General features: G+C 64.0%; 2 protein-coding genes. Both read left to right on the top strand.

Features of this window, described 5'->3' with window-relative positions; genetic code table 11:
* Positions 1–1,341: Rieske 2Fe-2S domain-containing protein (locus FHR94_RS19400; protein WP_183328409.1), on the top strand; the 1,341-nt coding region annotated here is incomplete at its 5' end.
* A gap of 11 nt (positions 1,342–1,352) precedes the next feature.
* Positions 1,353–1,841, top strand: coding sequence for a benzoate 1,2-dioxygenase small subunit (gene benB / locus FHR94_RS19395; protein ID WP_183328400.1), 489 nt, complete (start codon positions 1,353–1,355; stop codon positions 1,839–1,841).
* Positions 1,842–1,851 lie beyond the last annotated feature (10 nt).

The raw sequence follows: 1,851 nt of genomic DNA, 5'->3' as shown, positions 1-1,851 counted from the left end.
GAGGAACGCGTCCGCGGCGCCGTCGTCGACGACGCCGACAACGGCATCTTCCGCTGCCATCGCAGCATGTTCACCGACCCGGACTTCTTCGACCTGGAGATGAAGCACATCTTCGAGGGCAACTGGCTGTTTTTGGCCCACGAGAGCCAGATCAGCGAGCCGGGCGACTACTTCACCGTGACCATGGGCCGCCAGCCGGTGGTGATCACCCGCGACAAGCAGGGCGAGCTGCACGGCCTGATCAATGCCTGTGCCCACCGCGGCGCGACGCTTTGCCGGCGCAAGCAGGGCAACAAGGGCACCTTCACCTGCCCGTTCCACGGCTGGACCTTCAAGAACGACGGCAAGCTGCTCAAGGCCAAGAACGAGAAGAACGGGGCCTACCCGGACAGCTTCAAGCAGGAGGGCTCCCACGACCTCACGCGCCTGCCGCGCTTCGAGAACTACAAGGGCTTTTTGTTCGGCAGCCTGAGCGCTGACGTTCAGCCGCTCGAGGAGTACCTGGGCGAGACCACCAAGATCATCGACAACATCGTCGACCAGGCGCCGGAAGGCCTGGAGATCCTGCGCGGCACCTCCTCCTACACCTACAACGGCAACTGGAAGCTGCAGGCCGAGAACGGCGCCGACGGCTACCACGTCAGCTCCGTGCACTGGAACTACGCCTCCACCATGGAGCGTCGCAACTACGACGCCGGCGGCACCAAGGCGGTGGACGCCGAGGGCTGGTCGAAGAGCCAGGGCGGCTTCTACTCCTACGAGAACGGCCACATGATGCTGTGGACCCGGCTGCTCAACCCCGAGGTGCGCCCGGTCTACAACGAGAAGGACTGGATCGAGAAGGAGCTGGGCGAAGCGCGGGCCGACTCCATCGTCAACCAGACCCGCAACCTCTGCCTCTACCCCAACGTCTACCTGATGGACCAGTTCTCCACCCAGATCCGGGTGCTGCGCCCGATTTCCGTGGACAAGACCGAGGTCACCATCTACTGCTTCGCGCCCAAGGGCGAGTCCGCCGAGAACCGCCGGGTGCGCATCCGCCAGTACGAGGACTTCTTCAACGTCTCGGGCATGGGCACCCCGGACGACCTGGAAGAGTTCCGCGCCTGCCAAGAGGGCTACCATGGGGCGCTGGCCGAGTGGAGCGATCTGTCCCGCGGGGCCAAGCAGTGGATCCAGGGCGCCGACGAGAATGCCCAGGCGATCGGCATGAAGCCGCTGCTCAGCGGGGCCTCCCCCGAAGACGAGGGCCTCTACGTGCTGCACCACCAGCACTGGGTCGAGGAGATGCTGCGTGCCATCGACAAGGAACGCAGCCAGTACATCGCCACCGCGTCATAAGGAGAGAGACCATGAGCATCAGCTATCAGGATATCCAGGCCTTTTTGTACCGCGAGGCGCGCCTGCTCGACGACCGCCAGTGGGACGAGTGGCTGGAGTGCTACCGCAAGGATGCGGTGTTCTGGATGCCGGCCTGGGACGACGACGACCAGCTGACCCGGGACCCGCACGCCGAGATCTCGCTGATCTACTACCCGAACCGCGAGGGGCTCGAGGATCGGGTCTACCGGATCAAGACCGAGCGCAGCGGGGCGAGCACGCCGGAGCCGCGCACCACCCACCAGGTCAACAACCTCGAGGTGCTGTCCCAGGAGGGTGACACGGTGGAGCTGCGCTTCAACTGGCACACCCTGAGCCACCGCTACAAGAAGACCGACAGCTACTTCGGGACCTGCTTCTATACCCTGGACGTGTCCGGCGAGACACCGCGGATCACGAAGAAAGTCGTGCAACTCAACAACGACTATATCCATCAGGTCATCGACGTTTATCACATCTGACCGGGTCACG

It is taken from the genome of Halomonas cerina (genome assembly GCF_014192215.1).
GTDB classification, from domain to species: domain Bacteria; phylum Pseudomonadota; class Gammaproteobacteria; order Pseudomonadales; family Halomonadaceae; genus Halomonas; species Halomonas cerina.
The sequence above is the reverse complement of the archived record's forward strand: the minus strand, read 5'-3'. Positions and strand labels throughout refer to the sequence as shown.

Bases quoted from the DNA above. Each gene is read 5' to 3' on its own strand.
- benB (WP_183328400.1), top strand. From the start codon at position 1,353: ATGAGCATCAGCTATCAGGATATCCAGGCCTTTTTGTACCGCGAGGCG.